Consider the following 20164-nt stretch of genomic DNA (forward strand, 5'->3'; position numbering starts at 1 on the left):
GCCCGCATGAGCATCCCCTCTGAGCTGTCGCTGCGCGATGCGCTGAGCGACAGCTCAGAGGGGATACCGGTCAGTCACCTCTGCCCCACAGGCTCACGGGCTCACGGGCTCACGGGCCCGCGACGTCACCCCCCCCAGCTGGAGCTCTACGGTGGCGAAGGAGCGCGGCGGCGACCACCGCGGATCACGGCCCAGGAAAGCGAACAGCCTCTCCTGCTCGGTGGCGTCGGCCGGGACGCTCTGCTGCTGTCCGAACTGGCCGGTGGGGCGCAGGAAGTCCTCGGCAGCGCTCATCCCGGTGAAGGCGTCGTGAACCATGCCGGGGTCGAGGCGATCATCCTGCCCCGAGGAGCGGGCGAGATCCCAGGTGTGGAAGAAGACATCCCCGGTGAAGAATTCGTCAATCACCCCGGGCAGGGGCCGGTCCGTTCCCGTATGGGGGTTCGAGTGGAGGTGCCGGCCCGCGGAGGGATCCGCGAAGAGCGTCCGGAGCTGCGCGTCGAGCGATGTCCAGGCGCCGACGGGATCCGTCTCGGCGGGCGGCAGCTGGTCGAAGCGGAACGCCGAGCCGCCGTGGATCATCGCGGGCAGCCAGGTGGTCAGATGGCCGACGACGTCGCGGGCCCGCCACTCCACCACCGGGGTGGGAGCGTCCCGGTCCCTCACCCCGTGGACGACCCTGGTGAACATCTCGGCGATCACTCCGTACTTCTCCGCCGGCAGAAACTGGGCCAGGGGCGTGCTCATCTGCGGTCCGCTCCCTCGAGCAGGGCGTCCAGCGCCGTGTAGCCCTCGTGGATGCCGACGTCCATGCCGCTTTCGAGCATCCCGTTGCGACCTTCGAAGGAGTCGAAGAGGGACTGGCTGCGCATGCGGGTCCAGCCGTCTCCGAGGTCCTCGACGCGCATCGTCTCCAGGGAGACTCCCTCGGGCCAGCCGTCGTAGGTGAAGGTCTGGACGATGCGGTCCTCGGTGACCTCATGGAAGCTGCCGTGGAAGGAGTACTCCTCGCCGTCCGGCCCGATATTGGTGAAGGCGTACGCGCCGCCGGTGCGCGCATCCCAGTGGTCGATCCGGGTGGAGAGGTTCTCGGGCCCCACCCAGCGGGCGTAGAGCTCGGGGTCGGTGTGGGCACGCAGGACCTGCGCGGGCAAGGCGTGGAAGTCCCGGACGATGCGGATCAGGGGGACCTCGACATCGGCCTCGATGGTGGCAGTGGTGAGACGGTCGGAGGTGGTCATGGCTGGTGCTCCTGGTTCTCTGTACTGGCGGTCAGGTGGTGGCGGAGCTCGCCGGGTCGGTGGCGTGCAGGACGGCATCGAGGCGGGACAGCCGGGCCTCAGCGGCGCGGCGATGGCGATCGATCCAGTGGGTCAGCTCCCCCAGCACCTCGGCGTCGAGGTGCACGGGGCGCCGCTGTGCGTCGCGTCGACGGGTGACGAGCCCGGCCGATTCGAGGACCGCGATGTGCTTGCTCACGGCCTGCAGGGACATGTCGTACGGAGCGGCCAGCTCACCGACGGAGGCGTCGCCGAGGGTGAGGCGGGAGACGAGGTCTCTCCGGGTGGGATCTGCGAGAGCGGCGAAGGCTCTCGACAGGGTGGTGTCGTCCATCCCTCCCTTTCTCCGACCTGTGATCAACCGGATGGTTGATAACCGGACTCTACGCCTCAGATACCCCTTATTCAACCCTTTGGTTGATCGCAGGATGCTGGTGGCCGGCGCCTGCATGCAGCATCCCCTCTGAACTGTCGCTGCGCGATGCGCTGAGCGACAGCTCAGAGGGGATGCTGATCGGTCTCCTCTATCCCACGAGCTCAGGGCCCGCGGCATCACTCCCCCAGCTGGAGCTCCACCGTGGCGAAGGAGTGCGGGGGCAGGGTGATCTCAAGGCCGCGCTCGTGCTCGCGCACGTCGGTGAGCGGCGCCGGGGCGACCGCGTCGGGCTGCTCGGGGGTGTTGTGCGCGGCAGAGCTCGCGCCGGTGAGGACGCGGGCGGTGTGCCCGGTGACGCTGCGTCCGCGCAGGTCCAGCACCAGGGTGCGCGGCTCCGCGTGATCCAGGTTCGACAGCGAGACCAGCGCCGTCTCCCCCGTGGTCGAGGCGGAGGCGGAGATCATCGGCAGCTTGCGGCCGTCGACCTCGGTAGTCTCCTCGGGCAGCAGCACGTGGGCGGCGAGCGCCTTGGCGTCGTGGTGCCCGGAGTTCATCTCGAACACGTGATAGGTCGGGGTGAGCACGAGCGCGCCGGTGTCGGGATCGGTGAGGATCATCGCCTGCAGCACGTTCACGGTCTGCGCGATGTTGGCCATGATCAGGCGATCCGCGTGGCGGTGGAAGCCATCGAAGTGGATGCTCGCCACGAGCGCATCGCGCACCGTGTTCTGCTGGTACAGGAAGCCTGGGTTGGTACCGGGCTCCACGTTCCACCAGGTGCCCCACTCGTCGAAGACCAGGCCCACCTTCTTGTGCGGGTCGTAGTGATCCATGACGGTCGCGTGGCGGGCCACGAGCTCCTCGGCGTGCGCGGCGCGCGAGAGGGTGCGGTACCACTCCTCTTCGGTGAATTCGGTGGCGGCGCCCTTGTCGGACCAGGGCCCGGACATCGTGTAGTAGTGCATCGAGATCGCCTGGTAGGGGCCTGCCTTGCCCTCGCGCTTGTCGAGGTTGGTCGCGGCGCGCATGAGCGCCTCGGTCCAGGCGTAGTCGTGGTCGCTAGCGCCGGCGGCGATGCGGGTGACCTCGTTGCCGGCGTGGTCGCGCACGTAGGTGGAGTACTGGCGGGCGAGCGCGGCGTAGTCCTCGGCGCGCATGTTTCCGCCGCAGCCCCAGGCCTCGTTGCCGATGCCGAAGTAGGGCACCTTCCACGGCTCGTCGCGGCCGTTCTCGCGGCGCAGGGCCGCCATCGGGGAGTCGTCCGCGCGGGTGAGGTACTCGATCCACTCGCTCATCTCGCGCACGGTGCCGGAGCCGACGTTGCCGTTGACGTACGCCTCGGTGCCCAGCAGCTCGACGAGGTCCATGAACTCGTGGGTGCCGAAGGAGTTGTCCTCGACGATGTCGCCCCAGTGGGAGTTGACCATCTGGGGGCGCTGCTCGCGCGGGCCGATGCCGTCCTTCCAGTGGTAGTCGTCGGCGAAGCAGCCGCCGGGCCAGCGCAGGTTCGGGATCTGCAGGGCGCGCAGCGCCGCGACCACGTCATCGCGGATGCCGCGGGTGTTGGGGATCTCGGAGTCCTCGCCCACGTAGAAGCCCTCGTAGATGCAGCGGCCGAGGTGCTCGGCGAAGTGGCCGTAGAGGTGGCGGCTGATGGTCGCGCCGGGCAGGTCGAGGTCCACGACCACGCGGGCGGGGCCGTCGGTGCGGGCGGCCGACGGGCCGGTCGAGCCGCTCGCGCGGGAGCCGGGGGTGGTCGCGGTGAGCGCGGAGGTGAGGTCGGAGGCGAGAGTGGGGACGGAGTCGGTCATGGGTGCTCCTGAGGCAGAAATGTGGAAGCGGGGGCGGGGTCAGATCAGGCCGAGCGGCGGGCGAGACGCACGAGCGACCAGGAGATCGCGGGCAGCGCTCCGACCAGGCGGCCATCCTCGAGGCGCACGGAGTCGTTGGCCTGCGGGGCCACGGTCTCCGGGGCGTCCTTGGTGTTGGCCGCGTAGGGGTCCTCGTGGTGCAGGGTCACGGCCTCGACGACCTCGAGGTCGCCGAAGGAGGAGAGATCCGCATCCAGCGAGAGCTCCTCGGTGGTGCCGCGGTTGACGACGAACACGGAGAGCGCGCCGTCCTCCTCGTCCCAGGTCGCGACGGCGTCGGCCGCGGAGCTGGTGCCGAAGCGGGCGTTCTCGAAGGTCGGCGCCGCGAGGCGCACGTCGAGAACCTCGCCGCGGGCGTGCTGGGAGGTGAGCGCGAAGGGGTGGAAGGTGGTCTGCTTCCAGGCCGCACCGCCGGGCTCGGTCATGATCGGGGCGATCACATTGACCAGCTGGGCGAGGGAGGCCGAGGCGACGCGGTCGCTGTGGCGCAGCAGCGAGATCAGCAGGTTGCCGAAGACCACCGCGTCCATCGCGTTGTAGGTGTCCTCGAGCAGCACCGGCGCGACCGGCCAGTCATCCCCGCTCGGGGGACGGGACTCGGCGCGGTGCTGGTACCAGACGTTCCACTCGTCGAAGCTGACCATGATGTGCTTCTCGCGCTTGAGCTTCGCACGCACGTGATCAGCGGTCGCGACGACCGCGTCGATGAAGTGGTCCATGTCGTCCGCCGAGGCGAGGAAGGAGGCCTGGTCGCCGTCCTTCTCCGCGTAGTAGGCGTGCGCGGAGATCATGTCGACGTGGTCGTAGGCCTCGGTGAGGACCGTGCTCTCCCAGGCCGCGAAGGTCTCCATCGAGGAGCTCGAGGAGCCGCAGGCGATGAGCTCGAGATCCGGGTCCTCCTGGCGCATGGCGCGGGCGGCCTCGGTGGCGATGCGCGCGTACTCCTCAGCGGTCTTGTGGCCGGTCTGCCAGGGGCCGTCCATCTCGTTGCCCAGGCACCACATGCGGATGCCGTGAGACTCGGGGTGACCGTTGGCGGCGCGCTGATCCGAGAGCGCGATGCCCTCAGGCGCATTCGCGTACTGGAGCACGTCGAGCGCCTCCTCGACGCCGCGGGTGCCGAGGTTGATCGCGTACATCGGCTCAACATCCGCCTTCTTCGCCCAGGCCATGAACTCATCCAGACCCACCGTGTTGGGATCGGTCGAGTGCCAGGCGAGGTCATGACGGGCAGGACGGTCCTCGACCGGGCCCACGCCGTCCTCCCACTTGTAGCCGGAGACGAAGTTGCCGCCCGGGTAGCGCACGGAGCTCACGCCGAGCTCGCGGGTGAGCGCGAGGACGTCGGTACGGAACCCGTCCTCGTCAGCCTCGGGGTGGTCCGGCTCGAAGATGCCGGTGTAGACGCAGCGGCCGAGATGCTCGACGAAGGCGCCGAAGGTGCGGCGGCGCACGGGAGCGACCCGGAAGGCGGGGTTCAGAGTGAGGGTGACCTGCGATGACATCGGTGTCTGCGTCCTTCATGAGGGAGGGGAAGCGGTACTCGCAACAATGCGACGGCTACTTCTACAACGTTGGAAGAAGCTTTCCACAGCGGCGTCACGGCGTCAACGCGTATCCGGTGGCCAACGCGTATCCGGTCATCGACGCGTATCCGGCCAGGGCGAGGCCGGGTCTCGCCCAGGCCGGCCCCTCCCCCGCCCCGCGCGCCTTCCCGCCCCTCCCTGTCTCCCCGCACGCGTCCCAACCTTCCCGCACGCGTCCCCGCCTCCCCGCACGTCTCCCCACCTCCTCGCACACCTCCCCACCTCGCCGACACGCGCGCCGAGAACACCGATCCCTCGCAGAATCGGCAGGGATCCGTGTTCTGCGCGGGTGGTGCCGGGCGTGCCGACCGGATAACCCGCGCCCGCCCCGCAGCCGAGCAGGTCGGACGCTCCAGCACGTACTCGGCACGCACCCCCGGCAGCCGCGCTCACTCCAGGCCCGCCTCTCCCCCGACACGCGCTCCGAGAACACCGATCCCTTGCAGAATCGGCAGGAGTCGGTGTTCTGGGCGGGTGGGCCGTGCGTGTCGAGGTCGCGGGCCGCGCCGGGCCCGGGTCGCGCCGGTCTGGACGGGCCAGGCCGCGCCGGGCCGGGGCGGGGCGGCGCGGCGCGGCGCGATGATGTGACCTGTGAGTGGCGAGAGCCGCGGCCGACCCGTCAATGCGAGAATCGACCCCATGTCCCCGCGCTCCACCTCCGGCCAGCGTCGCCCTCCTGCGCTGCGCGATGTCGCCGAGCTCGCGGGCGTCTCCATCAAGACAGTTTCCAACGTGGTCAACGACTATCCCCACGTGCGCGACTCCACCCGCGAGAAGGTGCGCGAGGCGATCCTGCAGGTCGGCTACCGGCCCCAGGTGGCCGCCCGCCAGCTGCGCACCGGCGCCTCCAAGATGATCACCCTCGCGGTGCCCTCCCTGGCCTTCTCGTACTTCTCCGATCTGGCGCAGCACTTCATCGACGAGGCGCAGGACCGCGGGCAGACCGTCGTCCTGCACTCGACCTCTGCGGGGCGTGAGGCGGAGCGCACCGTGCTCGAGGGGTTCAAGCAGGTGTTCGGCGACGGCGTGATCTTCAATCCGCTGCTCCTGGAGGAGGAGCACTTCGCGCGGATGGAGCGCACCACCCAGCCCACGGTGTTCATCGGGGAGCACCTGCCCGAGAAGCTCCCCGAGGGCTGCGACTATGTGCGCATCGACAATGCGAGTGCTTCCTCCGAGGCGACCTCGCACCTGATCGAGACGGGGCGCCGGCACCTCGCGTTCATCGGCAAGATCGACACCGCCCAGGGCCTGCAGCCGCACAGCTCGGGCTCCCTGCGCCGCGACGGCTTCCTCGCCGCCCTGCGCGAGCACGGCCTGCGCGCCGACGACGCCGTGGTGCAGGCGGTGGATGCCTGGCACCGGCCCGACGGCTTCGCTGCCGCGAACGCGCTGCTGGAGCGGATGCCGGAGGTGGACGGACTCGTCTGCGGCAACGACGAGCTGGCGATCGGCGCGCTCGCCGCCCTGCGCCGCCAGGGGCGCCGCGTCCCGGAGGACGTCGCTGTCACCGGTTACGACGACACCCCCGATGCCCCGTACGCGTCGCCGCCGCTGACCACGATCTCGCCGGACAAAGCCGCCCTCGTCCGCACCACCTTGGACCTGCTCGGAGAGCGGATTCTGGGCTATGACGGCCCGCCGCGCGTGGTCGACACCCCGTACTCGCTCGTGGTGCGCGGCTCGACGCTCGCCGCCGCCGAAACTCCCGCCGCTGAGGCTCCCGCAGCCGGAGTTCCAGTAACTGCAGCCATGACCACTGACCGCCCCGAGAAGGAGTGACGCGATGACCGTCCCCACCCCCTACGAGGACCTGCTGCGCGAGGTCATGGAGACCGGCAACGCCAAGAGCGACCGCACCGGCACCGGCACCCGCAGCCTGTTCGGCAAGCAGATCCGCTTCGACCTCTCCGAGGGCTTCCCGCTGATCACCACCAAACGGGTGCACACCCGCTCGATCATCCTCGAGCTGCTGTGGTTCCTGCGCGGCGACACCAATGTGCGCTGGCTGCAGGAGCGCGGGGTGACCATCTGGGATGAATGGGCCGACGAGAACGGCGACCTCGGCCCGGTCTACGGCGCGCAGTGGCGCTCCTGGCCCAGCCCGGACGGCGGGGTGATCGACCAGATCAGCGACGTCATCGAGCAGATCCGCACCAATCCCGACTCGCGGCGACTCATCGTCTCGGCCTGGAACCCGGCGGAGATCCCGAAGATGGCGCTCGCCCCCTGCCACGCGCTCTTCCAGTTCGAGGTGCACGACGGGAAGCTCTCCTGCCAGCTGTACCAGCGCAGCGCCGACCTGTTCCTCGGGGTGCCCTTCAACATCGCGAGCTATGCGCTGCTGACGCACATGATCGCCCAGCAGACCGACCTCGAGGTCGGGGACTTCATCTGGACCGGCGGGGACTGCCACATCTACGACAACCACCACGAGCAGGTCACCCGGCAGCTCGGGCGCGATGCGTTCCCGTCCCCGACGCTGCGGATCGCGCGCCGGCCGGAGTCGATCTTCGACTACGAGCTCGAGGACTTCGAGATCCTCGACTACCAGCACCACAAGGGCATCAAGGCCCCGGTGGCGGTGTGAGCACAGCGGGCGAGAGCACGAAGGCCGACGGTGCGGCGCCGCCGCGAGTCGTCGCTCCGCAGATCGGTCTGATCTGGGCGCAGGCTCGGGACGGCGTGATCGGCGCCGGCGGCACCATGCCCTGGCACCTGCCGGAAGACCTGAAGCACTTCTCCCGCACCACGAAGGGCTCCCCGGTGGTGATGGGCCGGCGCACCTGGCAGTCGTTCCCTGAGAAGTTCCGGCCGCTGCCGGGCCGCACCAATGTCGTCATCACCCGTGATGATGCCTTCGCGGAGGCCGGTGCGGTGCGGGCACGGAGCCTGCCCGATGCCCTCCGGATCGCGCGCGAGGTGCTCGCCGACGAGGCGGGCACGCCTCCCGCCCCGCACGCTGCCCGCCCGGACGCCGCCAGCCCGATGATCTGGGTGATCGGCGGCGGCGCGGTCTACCGCGAGGCGATCGCGGAGGCCGACCTGCTGGTGGTCACCGAGATCGACCTCGAGGTCGACGGGGACACCACTGCCCCGGAGATCCCGTCGGCCTTCCACCTTGCCGCCACCGATGCTGCAGTGTCCGATCCCGCCGGCGGCTGGCACGAGGCGGCCAGCGGCACCCGCTACCGGGTCCTCAGCTACCGGCGCTGAGCTGCGCTTCCCTCACCCCGCCGCACGGTGGTCCTCACCCGTCGACCCGTTGGGGCACTCCCAGCGGGTTCGCATCCCTCAGGGGCTCGGGGAGCAGCACCTCGGGGAAGTTCTGATAGGCCACCGGCCGCTGGAACCGCGAGATCGCCGCGGTGCCGACCGATGTCGTGGTCGGTGCGGTGGTCGCGGGATAGGGGCCGCCATGCTGCTGGGCGTGGGTGACGGAGACGCCCGTCGGCCATTCGTTCCACAGCAGGCGCCCGGCCCTCTCGCGCAAGAGGGGAAGGAGCTCTCGCGAGAGCTCCAGGTCTTCCTCGTCCTCGTCTCCGATGAGGGTCGCCGTGAGCTGGCCCGGAAGTCTCGCCGCCAGGTCGAGGACGTCGGACGGGTCGTCGTACTCCACCACCAGCCCCGCCGGGCCGAACATCTCTGTCACCAGGCCCTCGACGTCAGAGAGGACTTCCTCGATCCGCGCCACCAGCAGGGTGACGCCGACGGAACCTGCACTTCGCTCGGTCCTGGCCGTGAGCTCGTAGACCCCGGAGTGAGCGGAGACCCTCTCGAGTTCCGTGAGGTAGGCATCGTGCGTCCGGGTGTTCAGCAGGGGCGCCTCCCCCGTGGTCTCGAGCTTTCCGAGCTCCTGGAGGACAGCGGTGCCGGCCGGGACCAGAACGCCTCGAATGCTAACGTTCACATGCCCGTGTGTCACCCCTCCGAGGCCGTTGCGGGTCACGAATCAGCAACGGACATATCGCCGGACCGGGGCGCGACGGCACGTTGCTCTGATGTGAATCGATCTTGCAGGCCACCGCCTCACCTGCAGCCCATATACCCCGTCCTGGAAAGGAGATATCCCCGTGGCTCCCACCCTGCGCCGCCCCTCCATGGCGGATGTCGCCGGCCGCGCCGGGGTCTCCTACCAGACCGTCTCGCGAGTGCTCAACGAACCGCAGATCGTGCGCCCGGACACCCGTGCCCGCGTGCTCGCAGCGATCTCCGAGCTGGGCTACACCCGCAACCGCGCGGCCAGAGCGCTGAAAACCACGCGCTCCTCCCTGATCGGGCTGCTCAACGACGGCTCCTCCCTGTTCGGGCCGACGGAGACGACCACCGCCATCGAGGCCGCTGCACGTCGAGCCGGCTACTCGATGCTGCTGACCACCGTCGGTCCCGACGCAGACAGCAGCCCCCAGATCGGAGCCGAGCTGCTGGGCACCGGTGTGGACGGCATCCTGGTGGTCGCCGCCCATGAAGGCATGGTCCCGGCGGTCGCCTCGCTGTCACGCTCGACCCCCGTCGTCGCCGTCACCGCGGTGCCGGCCCGGAACCCGGAGGTCCAGGTCGTGGGGGTGGACCAGCACCTCGGAGCACACCAGGTCATCGAGCACCTGGCTCGCACCGGAGTGCGCTCAGTGGCGCATATCGCGGGCCCCCAGGACTGGTGCGACGCCTGCGCCCGGCGCGAGGGGTTCGAGCAGGCCCTCGCCCTGCATGGCCTGGACGGAACGGTCGTGGGCCCCGGGGACTGGACCCCGCGCTCCGGCTACGAGCTCGCCAGCGAGCTGGTGCGCAGCGGACTGCCGGACGCGATCTTCGCGGCGAACGACATGATGGCGATCGGCGTGCTCCACGCCCTGCACGAGCACGGCCTGCGAGTGCCGGAGGAGGTCGCGGTGGTGGGCTTCGACAACACGATGGGAGCGGAGTTCCAGATCCCCTCGCTGACCACTGTCGCCCAACCCTTCGCCGAGCTGGGACGCCTCGCCCTCGAGCGCCTGCTGTGCATGCTCGAGGACCGAGAGCCGCCGCCAGGGACGCCCAGCACGCTGCCGCCGCGCCTGGTGGTGCGCCGCTCGACCCTCCCTGAACGCACCCACTGACCTGGTCGGGAGCCGTCGTCTGGTGCCAATGTGAACGTTGACATCGCGTGATTTCCCTGGTGGGATAGGCGTATGACGCACGCCGCCGTGACCCCCTCAGAGCATTCCGACCCCGCCTCCCTGATCGGGGCCGGCCGCGCCCACCTGGGCCTCGAGCTGGGCTCGACCCGCATCAAAGCCGCTCTGATCGACGATGCCGGCACGGTGCTCGCCACCGGTTCCCACGCCTGGGAGAACCAGCTCGTGGACGAGAGCTGGACCTACTCCCTGGACAGCGTCTGGGCCGGTATCCAGGACTGCTACGCGGATCTGGTGCGCGAGGTGCGTGAGCAGCACGGGGTGGAGCTCACGCAGCTGGCGAGCTTCGGCATCTCCGCGATGATGCACGGCTATCTCCCCCTCGACGCCGACGGCGAACTGCTCACCCCCTTCCGCACCTGGCGCAACACCTTCACCACCGAGGCCGCCGGCGAGCTCAGCGAGGCCCTCGGTGTGAACATCCCGCTGCGCTGGAGCGTCGCGCATCTGCTGCATGCGATCCGCGGCGGCGAGGAGCACGTGCAGCAGCTGGCGCAGCTCACCACGCTGGCCGGATACGTGCACCGCGAGCTCACGGGGCGGTCCGTGCTCGGCGTCGGCGATGCCAGCGGCATGTTCCCGATCTCCGCCGCCGGCGACGCCTTCGACCCCGCACTCCTGGAGCGGTTCTCCGCCCTGGACGGAGTCGCGGAGCTGCCCTGGGCCCTGCCCGAGGTGCTCCCCGAGGTGCTGACCGCCGGGCAGGATGCCGGCTCCCTGACCACCGAGGGGGCGGCGCTGCTGGATCCCACCGGCGCGCTGCAGTCCGGCGCGGTCGCCGCGCCTCCCGAGGGGGACGCCGGCACCGGCATGGTCGCCACCCACGCCATCGCCCCGCGCACCGGCAACGTCTCCGCCGGCACCAGCGCCTTCGCCATGGTGGTCCTCGAGGGGCAGCTCTCCGGCCCGCGCGAGGAGATCGACATGGTCACCACCCCGGCCGGGGATCCGGTCGCGATGATCCACACCAACAACTGCACCACCGACCTCGACGCCTGGCTGGGCCTGTTCAGCCGTTTCGCCGAGCTGCTGGGCCACCCCGTCGGCCCCGAGGAGCTGTACGGCGCACTGTTCGGCGCGGGAGCCCAGGGCGACGCCGACGCCGGCGGAGTGCTGAGCTACAACTACGTCTCCGGCGAGCACCAGACCGGCGTCCCCTCCGGCCGCCCCCTGCTGGTGCGCGAGCAGGAAGCCCGCTTCACCCTCGAGAACTTCATGCGCTCCCAGCTCTACGGCGCCTTCGGGGCGCTCGCCGTGGGCATGGAGGCCCTGCTGAAGGACGAAGGCGTGCAGCTGGACGTGATGTACGCCCACGGTGGCATCTTCGCCACCGCAGGCGTCGCCCAGCAGGTGCTGGCCGACGCGCTCGCCACCCCGGTCGCCGTCGGCGACTCCGCGGCCGAGGGCGGCGCCTGGGGCATGGCCCTGCTCGCCGCCTTCACCGCTCGCGCCCGCGACCAGGGGCAGGAGCAGGGGCAGGCCTCCCTCGGCGACTTCCTGGGCACCGAGATCTTCGCCTCCCAGCAGCTCAGCACCCTCGAGCCCGACGAGGCCGGGATGGCCGGGCACGCCCAGTGGCTGGCCAGCTATCGCACCGGGCTCCCGGTCGAACGGCTCGCCGGCGACCTGCTCAGCTGACCCGGCTGACCCAGCTGACCCAGCTGACCCGGCTGGCCTCGCTGACCCGGCTGACCCAGCTGACCCGGCTGGCCTCGCTGACCCGGCTGGGCTCGCCTCTTCACTCTTCCCCACGACCTCCCAGGAGCCCTGATGACTCTCGCCCTCGCCACCCTCCCCGTCGATACCCAGGAGGCGGTGGCCGCCACCCGCGAGCGGGTCGCCGCCCTCCACGCCGAGCTGCCCCGCAACGGGCTGGTGGTGTGGACGGCCGGGAACGTCTCCGAACGGGTCCCCGCCACCGCGCCCGAGGTCCCGGGGCTGATGGTCATCAAGCCCTCCGGCGTCTCCTATGACGAGCTCACCGCGGAGACGATGGTGGTGTGCACCCTGGACGGCGTGAAGATCGACGACGGCACACCGGACACGCTGACCCCTTCCTCGGACACCGCCGCCCACGCCTACGTGTACTCGCATATGCCCGAGGTGGGCGGGGTGGTGCACACCCATTCGACCTACGCCACCGCCTGGGCCGCCCGCGGCGAGGAGATCCCCTGCGTTCTGACGATGATGGGCGACGAGTTCGGCGGCCCGGTGCCCGTCGGCCCCTTCGCCGTGATCGGCGACGACTCGATCGGCCGCGGCATCGTCGAGACGCTCTCCGGCCACCGCAGCCCCGCCGTGCTGATGCAGAACCACGGCCCGTTCACGATCGGCAAGGACGCCCGCGCCGCGGTGAAGGCCGCCGTGATGGTCGAGGAGGTCGCCCGCACGGTGCACATCTCGCGCCAGCTCGGCGAGCCGCTGCCCATCGAGCCGCGCCTGATCGACTCGCTCTACGACCGCTACCAGAACGTCTACGGCCAGCGCTGACGCCGGCTCCGCCCCCCTATTCCCCTGAACGACGAGGACACCACCATGCAGAACCCCTTTGAAGCCCGCGAGATCTGGTTCCTGACCGGCAGCCAGGGCCTGTACGGCCCCGAGACCCTCGACCAGGTCGCCGAGCAGTCCCGCGTGATCGCCGAGACCCTCGACGCCGGCTCCTCGATCCCGGTGAAGATCGTCTGGAAGCCGGTGCTCACCGATCGTGACGCGATCCGCGAGATGGCCCTGGCCGCGAACGCCGATCCGGCCTGCGTGGGCGTGATCGCGTGGATGCACACCTTCTCCCCGGCGAAGATGTGGATCCAGGGCCTCGACGCCCTGCGCACCCCGCTGCTGCACCTGCACACGCAGGCGAACGTCGAGCTGCCGTGGGCGAGCATCGATATGGACTTCATGAACCTGAACCAGGCCGCCCACGGCGACCGCGAGTTCGGATACATCGCCACCCGACTCGGCGTGAACCGCAAGACCGTCGTGGGCCATGCGAGCGACGAGGGCGTGCAGGAGAAGGTGGGCCGCTGGGCCCGCGCCGCGACCGGCTGGGCCGAGATGCATTCGCTGAAGCTCGCCCGCTTCGGCGACAACATGCGCAACGTCGCCGTCACCGAGGGCGACAAGACCGAGGCCGAGCTGCGGCTCGGCGTCTCCGTGAACACCTGGGGCGTGAACGACCTGGTCGCCGTGGTCGATGCGGTCGAGGACAGCGCGATCGACGCCCTGGTCGCCGAGTACGAGGAGCTGTACGAGGTCGTCCCCGAGCTGAAGCAGGGCGGGGAGCGCCACGAGTCGCTGCGCTACGGCGCCCGCCAGGAGATCGGCCTGCGCACCTTCCTCGACGAGGGCGGCTTCGGCGCTTTCACCACGAACTTCGAGGACCTCGGCGGGTTGCGCCAGCTGCCGGGCCTCGCGGTGCAGCGCCTGATGGCCGACGGCTACGGCTTCGGCGCCGAGGGCGACTGGAAGACCGCGATCCTGGTGCGGGTCGCCGCGGTGATGGGCCACGGCCTGCCCGGCGGCGCTTCCCTGATGGAGGACTACACCTACGAGCTCACCCCCGGCCGCGAGCAGATCCTCGGCGCCCACATGCTCGAGGTCTCCCCCTCGCTGACCACCGCGAAGCCGTCGCTCGAGATCCACCCGCTGGGCATCGGCAACCGCGAGGACCCGGTGCGCCTGAAGTTCACGGCCGACGCCGGCCCCGCCGTGGTGGTGGCGCTGAGCGACATGCGCGAGCGGTTCCGCCTGGTCGCCAACGTGGTGAAGGTGGTCGAGCCCGCGCAGGAGCTGCCGAAGCTGCCCGTGGCCTGCGCCGTCTGGGAGCCCGCCCCCGACTTCGCGACGTCTGCCGAGTGCTGGCTGACCGCCGGCGCCGCCCACCACACGGTGATGACCACCGCCGTGGGCCTCGAGGTCTGGGAGGACCTCGCGACCATCGGCGATCTCGAGCTCGCGGTCATCGACGAGAACACCACGGTGCGCTCCTTCGCCCAGGAGCTGCGCACCAACCAGGTGTTCTACCGCCTCGGCCAGGGCTTCTGAGCCCCACCTCGTCCCGCCCGCGGGAGAAGCCCGGCCAGCGGGACAAAGTGGGGCGATAGCGCGATCTATCGCCCTACTTTGCCCCGCTGGCCGGCACATTTCGGCAGGATGACGTGACCACCCTCGAAGAGCTGGAGCAATGATGCCCGCTGGGACCCCTTCCGCGCACGCCCCCGATTCCGCGCACACCCGCCCCGGTCGCAGCTGGTCCGGGACCGTGGACTACGGGCCCGGGCCGCTGCACGCCCCGGCCTCCGTCGCGGAGCTGCGCACCCTGGTGGGCCGCAGCCGGCGGATCCGGGCGCTCGGCACCCGGCACTCGTTCTCCGAGATCGCCGCAAGCGACGCGGACCTCGTCACCCTCGCGCACCTGCCCGCCGACCTCGAGGTCGACCGCGCAGCGCGCACCGTGCGGGTCGCCGCCGGGGTGCGCTACGGGGAGCTGGCCGTGGCGGCGGCCGAGCACGGCCTGGCGCTCGCGAACATGGGCTCCCTCCCCCACATCTCGGTGGGCGGGGCGAGTGCGACGGGCACCCACGGCTCGGGGGACGCCAGCCGTTCGCTGGCCTCCTCGGTGCGGGCGATCGAGCTGGTCACGGACGGTGGAGACCTGCTCGCCCTGTCCCGCGCCGAGGATCCCGAGCTCTTCGACGGGGCGGTGCTGGCACTCGGCGCGCTCGGCATCGTCACCCACCTGACCCTGGACCTGGTACCCGCCGCCTCGATGCGGCAGACCGTCCATCTGGACTTCCCTGCAGGCCGCGTGACCGGCGAGGACCTGCTGACGATGCTCGCGGCCGGGACCAGCGTGAGCCTCTTCCACCACTGGGACCGGCGGATCGACCAGGCCTGGGTGAAGCAGGTGGTGGGGGTGGACGAGGAGCTGCCGGAGCAGTGGCTGGGCGGTCGGCGGGCTCGTCGGCCGGTGCATCCGCTGGCGGGGATGCCCGCTGATTTCTGCACCGACCAGAGCGGGGAGCCCGGCCCCTCCCATGAGCGGCTGCCGCATTTCCGGCTCGAGTTCACCCCGAGCAGCGGTGAGGAGATCCAGTCGGAGTACTTCGTGGCCCGCGAGGACCTGGCCGCAGCGGTCGCGGCGGTGAGCGAGCTCGGCGAGCGGATCCGGCCGCTGCTGCACGCCTCCGAGATCCGCACCGTCGCCGCGGAGGAGCTGTGGCTCTCCCCCGCGTACCGGCGCGACAGCGCCTGCGTGCACTTCACCTGGAAGCAGCTGCCCGAGCAGGTCGCGTCGCTGCTGCCGGAGATCGAGGAGCGCCTGGCCCCGTTCGCGCCGCGCCCTCACTGGGGGAAGGTCTTCACCACCGCCCCGGAGCAGGTGCGCGCGCAGTACCCGCGGCTGGAGGACTTCCTCGCCCTGCGCGAGCGCCTGGATCCTGATCGCGTCTTCACCAATGCCTACGTCGACCGCCTGCTCGGAGAGTGACCAGATGACCCCCGCCCCCTCCCCTGCCATCGCCACTGCCCCTGGCCCCCGGCAGAGCCGCCCACCGATGGGCTGGAACTCCTGGGACAGCTACGGCACCACCGTCACCGAAGCAGAAGTGCTGGCCAATGCCCGCTTCCTCGCCGAGCATCTGGCTCCGCTGGGCTGGGACACCGTGGTGATCGACATCGACTGGTCCGACCCGTCGGCCCGCTCCCACGGCTACAACCAGGGCGCACCGCTCACGATGGACGAGCACGGCCGGCTGCTGCCGGACCCGGTGCGCTTCCCGAGCGCTGCGGGCGACACGGGCTTCGGACCGCTCGCCGAGGAGATCCACGCCCTCGGGCTGAAGCTCGGGATCCACGTGATGCGGGGGATCCCGCGGCGCGCGGTCGCGGCGAACAGCCCCGTGCTCGGCTCCGAGCTGCGCGCAGGGGACATCGCTGATCCCACGAATTCCTGCGAGTGGAACCCGCACATGGTGGGCATCGACCACTCCGTGCCCGGAGCGAGAGCGTATTACGACTCGGTGCTCGCGCTGTACGCGGGCTGGGGCGTGGACTTCCTCAAGGTCGACGACATGCTCTGGCCCTACCAGGCGGCGGAGATCGAGGCGTTCGCGGGTGCGATCGAGTGCTGCGGAAGGCCGATGCAGCTGAGCCTCTCCCCTGGCCGGGATCTGTCCCTGACCCGCCTGCCGCACCTGCGCGAGCACGCCACCATGTGGCGGATCTGCGATGACCTGTGGGATCGGTGGGAGGACGTCGAGGCGAACTTCGCCCGCTTCGCGCGCTGGGCCCCGCACTCGGGCCCAGACGGCTGGGCCGACGGGGACATGCTGCCGCTGGGCCGCATCGGGATCCGCGCTGAGCGCGGCGAGCCCCGCGACGACCAGCTCACCCCCGACGAGCGCCGCACTCTGATGACGCTGTGGGTGATCGCCCGCTCCCCGCTCATGGTGGGAGGAGACCTGCCCAGCTCCGACCCTGCGACGATCGCACTGCTGCAGAACCCCGACGTGCTCGCCGTGCACGCCGGCTCCACCGGCAATCGCGAGGTGTTCCGCGAGGGCGCGCTGATCCTGTGGACGGCCGACGGGCTGGAGGGCGAGCAGTACGTCGGCGCGTTCAATGTGGGTGAGGAGGAGCTCGCGGTGTCGCTGGACAGCCAGGACGTGGGCCTGCCCGCTGCGCTCGTCGGCGAGGTCACCGAGCTGTGGAGCGGGGAGCTCGTGCCGGTGCGTGCGGTCTCCGTGCAGTCCGACGCGGCGCGCGGCGTCGCCCCGGGGTCCAGCGCGATCGACGTGGTGATCCCGCGTCATGGAGCGGTGCTGCTCCGTGGTGACAGGCAGTAGACAGAGCTTTCAGCCCATTCCCCACGTTCTCTCGCACCCGCACGACACCTATTCGCCGTCTCCGACCTCGAGCATATCGACATCGATGACATCATGCGTGATCGCATAAATAAGAACTTGGACGCGATCCCGAACCCGCCACTTCCTCATCAATCGCGTGAGATTCGATTTGATCGTCGGCTCCGACAGATGCAGGGTCTCCGATATCTCCGCATTCGACATCCCGCGCGCGATGAGCCGTACGATAGAGATTTCGCGCGCTGTCAGTTGTTCCGCCATCCTGCGGCCATCATTGCGCAGGGCATCACCACGGATCGTGCTGATCAGTTCGAACGTGATCTCCGGGGAGATCATCGAGCGCCCAGAATGCACCTCTCGGATGGCGGCTACGAGTTCATCCGGCTCCGTGTCCTTCACGAGGTACCCCGACGCCCCGGCACGCAGCGCGGGGACGACGTGCCTCTCGGTGCTCAGCGTGGTCACCGCAAGAACATGCATCTCAGGAAACAGCTCGACAACCTGTCGAGTCGCCTCGACGCCCCCCATCCTCGGCATATGCAGGTCCATCAATATGACATCCGGCCCCAGCTCCCGCGCCAGCGACACCGCCGCCTCCCCGTCGCCGGCCTCGCCGACGACACAGAGATCCACGGCCCCATCGACGAAGAACCTCAAGGCGTGACGGACGAGGGGATCATCGTCGACAAGCAGCACCTGAATTCGCTCCATCCCATCGAGCTTAGCCTCGATCTTTCGTGGGGTCTGCAGGTCAGCCCGGTCGGCGTGGTGACCGATGGTTGCGAGCTGATTCCGACATTGGGGTGTGACGGTCCGCCGCGTGTCGGTCGCGGTGGTCGGGCGTCCAGTGCCAGTGATCCTTGGAGAGGCGGTCAGCGAGGAGTCTGAACCGGCTGTCAGTGTTGGTGGTGGCCGGCCCGGGGCTACCGCAACCACGACCACTATTAGACCTGTATCCCGCTACGCAGCCACCGACGAACACGCCGGCGACGCACCTTGACTCAGCAGGGCACCACACTCAAATGCGAATATCCCCGGAAGTATGGCAGCACCGTGGCCCTCTGGGGGCCGCTGACTTTGTCAGCTTTTCGCCCCTCAGAGGGCCACGTTCTTGCGTAGACAGCGCTGGCGTGACCGCCAGGTCTCACCGGCCCCGATTTCGCCGTTCCTTGACCTGCTCCCATACGAATCCGATAGCGAGCAGAACCGCAATGAAGCCGAGCGTACCGAAGAAAGAGATCACGCCTTCTTTGGGGCCGTCGAAGATCAGGTCGCCGAGGCCGAAGAGCAGCGCAGTCGGAAGACCGACAAGCGCCACGATGCCAATCGCCACCAACCAGGCGAACACCTTGCCGTGTTTGCGTTTCGAATCTGCCATACTTCCGCCTCCTCGACGTCACAGTTCCCCAATAGTACATTGCCGGCTCATCGCATTTGAGGGTGCAGCAGGGGTCTGAAGCCTCCTGATCAGAGGAGGCTGCGGGCGATGTAGTTGGTGAGGTTGCGGAGGCCGCGGGCGGAGCCGCGGAGCGCCTTCACTCATGACGACCCACCCCTCGGACACCTCAACGAGGAAAGCCCGCGGGTAGATCCTCCCGCGGCTGATCACCGGAACTGCATCACCGACACGCGAGGCCATACATAAGTCGCAAGGGTTGATCCAAAAGTGCCCGTCCGACCACACCGATCAGCTGGGACGATCAGGGATCACCGCGCCACCACGAGAGGCTTCAATGAACAACATCCTGTTCCACCTCGCACAAGCATCGCCGGCCGGACAAGTGATGAAATCACTGTGCCGCCTGCTCGGCATCTGCAAGTAGTGACAGACTCCCGCAACTCGCGCATCCTGAGCACATGACGACGGACCGAGCCCGCGGCAGCACGCATCCCCACGGGCCCACATCCGCCGCCATCGAGCAACCGGTCTTCACGGATCTTTCGCGTCGCGGAAGAATTGCCTTGGTCACGATCGTCTCCATCACCGGTGGCGTCGATCTGGTGTTGCACGTCACCGGTACCCCGAACACTTGGCAGAACGCCCTGTCGAGTGCCGTCATGCTTTTCGCCACCGCGCTATTCGGTTGGCAGCCCTTGACCGCGGCGATCCTCCTCCTGATGGGTGCGCTCACCCACATGGCAACGGGCCCCCCAGGCGACGAGCTGCTGCACTTGGCCATCGGCAGCGGGCTGGTTGCGTACACATCCCCGTCCAGATTCACCGCGATCTACGTTTCCGCGGTGATCGGCCTCTCGGCATTTGCTGTGGCAACTTCCAGCTTCTCCGACATCGGAGGCGTGGTCGCGCTCGGACTCGTACTGATCACATGCTCTGGAATCGGCATCGCACTGAGCGCAGCGCATCGCCGCCAACAGCATTTCGCGGCCGACCTCGCCCGTCTCGAGCGTGCGAGGGAAGCTGCGGTCACCACAGAGCGGTTTCGAATCACTGACGAACTCCATGACACCATCGCCCGAAATATCACGCTGATAGCAATGCATGTTCGTGTTCTCGAGCGCGTCCGTGATCAAGAGGGTCGAGACGCCTCCCAGGAGGTCATCCGAAACAGTGCAGATCAAGCCCTCGCCGATATCCGGCGACTTCTACGCGTGGCCAACGACTCGCAAGCCGGCGGCGAACATATGCCTGAGACCGTCGCCGTGGGCCACGCACTCAAGGAGGCGGAGCGCGAGCTGACAGCCCTCGGCGCGACCGTGGAGATAGTCCAGCGCGGACCCCTCAACGCATCATCCTCCGTGGAGCACGCGACCGTGCGCATCGTCAGGGAAGCCGTCACGAACATCATCAAACACGGTCCGACCAGGCCCCATGTCTCCATCGACCTGCGCGCGGACGACCACGGGATTCGACTTGGCATCAGCAATTCCCTATCGGGCACCACCAGCCCTGAAGATTTCCCGCGAACATCCGGCTACGGTCTCGCGCGGCTTCGCGAAAGAGCATCGTTGCTCGGGGGAACACTTGAGACCCAGCAGAGCGGAGAGAGTTTCAC

18 protein-coding genes are annotated in these 20164 nt (G+C 69.3%); 10 read left to right on the forward strand and 8 right to left on the reverse strand.

Translation table 11 applies throughout. The features are described 5' to 3' along the window. Positions 1-93: 93 nt before the first annotated feature. From ACT3SQ_RS13815 to arfA, 5 genes are all read right to left on the reverse strand, one after another. A complete protein-coding gene (locus tag ACT3SQ_RS13815; RefSeq protein WP_444601211.1) occupies positions 94-747 on the reverse strand; it encodes a TIGR03086 family protein in 654 nt (217 codons plus the stop codon). Further along, positions 744-1241 carry an SRPBCC family protein gene (locus ACT3SQ_RS13820; RefSeq protein ID WP_444599476.1) on the reverse strand — a complete coding sequence of 166 codons (498 nt, stop codon included), beginning with the start codon at positions 1239-1241 and terminating at the stop codon, positions 744-746. Before ACT3SQ_RS13820 ends, ACT3SQ_RS13815 begins: the two co-directional genes overlap by 4 nt. Positions 1242-1272: 31 nt before the next feature. Beyond that, on the reverse strand, positions 1273-1614 hold the full coding sequence (locus tag ACT3SQ_RS13825) for an ArsR/SmtB family transcription factor (protein WP_444599475.1): 342 nt from the start codon (positions 1612-1614) through the stop codon (positions 1273-1275). Positions 1615-1832: 218 nt separating this feature from the next. After that, positions 1833-3467, reverse strand: a complete 1635-nt coding sequence (locus ACT3SQ_RS13830) for an alpha-N-arabinofuranosidase (RefSeq protein ID WP_444601212.1) — start codon at positions 3465-3467, stop codon at positions 1833-1835. Positions 3468-3511: 44 nt separating this feature from the next. After that, positions 3512-5032 carry an arabinosylfuranosidase ArfA gene (gene arfA / locus ACT3SQ_RS13835; protein WP_444601213.1) on the reverse strand — a complete coding sequence of 507 codons (1521 nt, stop codon included), beginning with the start codon at positions 5030-5032 and terminating at the stop codon, positions 3512-3514. 720 nt (positions 5033-5752) lie between these two features. Here arfA and ACT3SQ_RS13840 point away from each other — a divergent pair. From ACT3SQ_RS13840 to ACT3SQ_RS13850, 3 genes are read left to right on the forward strand one after another with little or no spacing between them, the layout of a single operon-like run. Next, a complete protein-coding gene (locus ACT3SQ_RS13840; protein ID WP_444601214.1) occupies positions 5753-6895 on the forward strand; it encodes a LacI family DNA-binding transcriptional regulator in 1143 nt (380 codons plus the stop codon). 4 nt (positions 6896-6899) lie between these two features. Further along, entirely contained in the window at positions 6900-7703 is an 804-nt protein-coding gene (locus ACT3SQ_RS13845; protein WP_444601215.1) for a thymidylate synthase, read from the forward strand. Next, on the forward strand, positions 7700-8329 hold the full coding sequence (locus tag ACT3SQ_RS13850) for a dihydrofolate reductase (protein WP_345075578.1): 630 nt from the start codon (positions 7700-7702) through the stop codon (positions 8327-8329). Before ACT3SQ_RS13845 ends, ACT3SQ_RS13850 begins: the two co-directional genes overlap by 4 nt. 34 nt (positions 8330-8363) lie before the next feature. On the opposite strand, the gene ACT3SQ_RS13855 is transcribed toward ACT3SQ_RS13850, so the two are convergent. After that, a complete protein-coding gene (locus ACT3SQ_RS13855) occupies positions 8364-9023 on the reverse strand; it encodes a hypothetical protein (protein ID WP_444601216.1) in 660 nt (219 codons plus the stop codon). A gap of 163 nt (positions 9024-9186) precedes the next feature. On the opposite strand from ACT3SQ_RS13855, the gene ACT3SQ_RS13860 reads away from it, so the two are divergent. The 6 genes from ACT3SQ_RS13860 (at position 9187) to ACT3SQ_RS13885 (ending at position 17132) form a co-directional block, all read left to right on the forward strand. Further along, positions 9187-10209, forward strand: a complete 1023-nt coding sequence (locus ACT3SQ_RS13860; protein WP_444601217.1) for a LacI family DNA-binding transcriptional regulator — start codon at positions 9187-9189, stop codon at positions 10207-10209. A 72-nt stretch (positions 10210-10281) separates the two neighbouring features. After that, positions 10282-11925, forward strand: coding sequence for a xylulokinase (locus ACT3SQ_RS13865; RefSeq protein WP_444601218.1), 1644 nt, complete (start codon positions 10282-10284; stop codon positions 11923-11925). A 132-nt stretch (positions 11926-12057) separates the two neighbouring features. Continuing rightward, the gene (locus ACT3SQ_RS13870; protein WP_441445167.1) at positions 12058-12777 is read left to right on the forward strand and encodes an L-ribulose-5-phosphate 4-epimerase; all 720 of its coding nucleotides are present in this window, start codon (positions 12058-12060) and stop codon (positions 12775-12777) included. Positions 12778-12822: 45 nt separating this feature from the next. Continuing rightward, positions 12823-14331, forward strand: a complete 1509-nt coding sequence (gene araA, locus ACT3SQ_RS13875) for an L-arabinose isomerase (protein ID WP_441445166.1) — start codon at positions 12823-12825, stop codon at positions 14329-14331. A gap of 142 nt (positions 14332-14473) precedes the next feature. Beyond that, the gene (locus ACT3SQ_RS13880) at positions 14474-15775 is read left to right on the forward strand and encodes a D-arabinono-1,4-lactone oxidase (RefSeq protein WP_444502332.1); all 1302 of its coding nucleotides are present in this window, start codon (positions 14474-14476) and stop codon (positions 15773-15775) included. A 4-nt stretch (positions 15776-15779) separates the two neighbouring features. Continuing rightward, positions 15780-17132 carry a glycoside hydrolase family 27 protein gene (locus ACT3SQ_RS13885; protein ID WP_441445164.1) on the forward strand — a complete coding sequence of 451 codons (1353 nt, stop codon included), beginning with the start codon at positions 15780-15782 and terminating at the stop codon, positions 17130-17132. A 48-nt stretch (positions 17133-17180) separates the two neighbouring features. Here ACT3SQ_RS13885 and ACT3SQ_RS13890 read toward each other — a convergent pair whose 3' ends face one another. After that, positions 17181-17861, reverse strand: a complete 681-nt coding sequence (locus tag ACT3SQ_RS13890) for a response regulator (RefSeq protein WP_441445163.1) — start codon at positions 17859-17861, stop codon at positions 17181-17183. A 433-nt stretch (positions 17862-18294) separates the two neighbouring features. Beyond that, complete coding sequence (locus ACT3SQ_RS13895) at positions 18295-18528, reverse strand: hypothetical protein (protein ID WP_441445849.1); 234 nt, start codon at positions 18526-18528, stop codon at positions 18295-18297. A 479-nt stretch (positions 18529-19007) separates the two neighbouring features. On the opposite strand from ACT3SQ_RS13895, the gene ACT3SQ_RS13900 reads away from it, so the two are divergent. Then, the coding region (locus tag ACT3SQ_RS13900; RefSeq protein WP_444601219.1) for a sensor histidine kinase at positions 19008-20164 on the forward strand (1157 nt) is incomplete at its 3' end.

The sequence above is a fragment of the Brachybacterium sp. AOP42-C2-15 genome (genome assembly GCF_052377065.1).
Classification (GTDB): domain Bacteria; phylum Actinomycetota; class Actinomycetes; order Actinomycetales; family Dermabacteraceae; genus Brachybacterium.

Coding starts and splice junctions, on each gene's coding strand:
- ACT3SQ_RS13815 (WP_444601211.1), bottom strand. CDS start 747: ATGAGCACGCCCCTGGCCCAGTTTCTGCCGGCGGAGAAGTACGGAGTG.
- ACT3SQ_RS13820 (WP_444599476.1), bottom strand. CDS start 1,241: ATGACCACCTCCGACCGTCTCACCACTGCCACCATCGAGGCCGATGTC.
- ACT3SQ_RS13825 (WP_444599475.1), bottom strand. CDS start 1,614: ATGGACGACACCACCCTGTCGAGAGCCTTCGCCGCTCTCGCAGATCCC.
- ACT3SQ_RS13830 (WP_444601212.1), bottom strand. CDS start 3,467: ATGACCGACTCCGTCCCCACTCTCGCCTCCGACCTCACCTCCGCGCTC.
- arfA (WP_444601213.1), bottom strand. CDS start 5,032: ATGTCATCGCAGGTCACCCTCACTCTGAACCCCGCCTTCCGGGTCGCT.
- ACT3SQ_RS13840 (WP_444601214.1), top strand. CDS start 5,753: ATGTCCCCGCGCTCCACCTCCGGCCAGCGTCGCCCTCCTGCGCTGCGC.
- ACT3SQ_RS13845 (WP_444601215.1), top strand. CDS start 6,900: ATGACCGTCCCCACCCCCTACGAGGACCTGCTGCGCGAGGTCATGGAG.
- ACT3SQ_RS13865 (WP_444601218.1), top strand. CDS start 10,282: ATGACGCACGCCGCCGTGACCCCCTCAGAGCATTCCGACCCCGCCTCC.
- ACT3SQ_RS13870 (WP_441445167.1), top strand. CDS start 12,058: ATGACTCTCGCCCTCGCCACCCTCCCCGTCGATACCCAGGAGGCGGTG.
- araA (WP_441445166.1), top strand. CDS start 12,823: ATGCAGAACCCCTTTGAAGCCCGCGAGATCTGGTTCCTGACCGGCAGC.
- ACT3SQ_RS13880 (WP_444502332.1), top strand. CDS start 14,474: ATGCCCGCTGGGACCCCTTCCGCGCACGCCCCCGATTCCGCGCACACC.
- ACT3SQ_RS13885 (WP_441445164.1), top strand. CDS start 15,780: ATGACCCCCGCCCCCTCCCCTGCCATCGCCACTGCCCCTGGCCCCCGG.
- ACT3SQ_RS13890 (WP_441445163.1), bottom strand. CDS start 17,861: ATGGAGCGAATTCAGGTGCTGCTTGTCGACGATGATCCCCTCGTCCGT.
- ACT3SQ_RS13895 (WP_441445849.1), bottom strand. CDS start 18,528: ATGGCAGATTCGAAACGCAAACACGGCAAGGTGTTCGCCTGGTTGGTG.